Below are 367 nucleotides of genomic sequence, written 5' to 3'. Positions count from 1 at the left end.
TTAATCCGGATATTGTTATCAAACCCGAAAAAATTCCTAATATCTTGTTTTATCTGTTGAACGATAATCTGATTTTCAATTATGCTACCGGCGCGGCCGCCTGCTCCACCTTTGACCTGCTATTGGTACTGGAAAGTATCAACACCGGGCTGGACAATATAAGAAAATTCGTTGGTAGTACTACCCAGATGGTCAAAACCGCTGGTTAGGATAACCTCTGTTCTTTTATCGATTACCAAGATAGCGGGTACACAGTTTACAGAGAACCTAACATACAAACACGCTGGCAATGTAGCTACCATAGCTGCATTATCTGTAGTATATCCAAATTTAGGAATAAATATTTTCCAGCCATACCGTTTAGCAT

1 protein-coding gene is annotated in these 367 nt (G+C 39.8%); it reads right to left on the bottom strand.

The genetic code is table 11. The annotated features are described in order from the left end of the window. Nucleotides 1-119 precede the first annotated feature (119 nt). Nucleotides 120-367, bottom strand: a 248-nt coding sequence (locus D0T85_RS22015) for a hypothetical protein (protein WP_163215669.1), incomplete at its 5' end; no start/stop codon positions are given.

Origin of the sequence: Bacteroides sp. 519, assembly GCF_010500955.1 — a bacterium.
Classification (GTDB): domain Bacteria; phylum Bacteroidota; class Bacteroidia; order Bacteroidales; family Bacteroidaceae; genus Bacteroides.
Note: the sequence above shows the minus strand (reverse complement) of the source record. Positions and strands in the feature narration are given on the sequence as shown.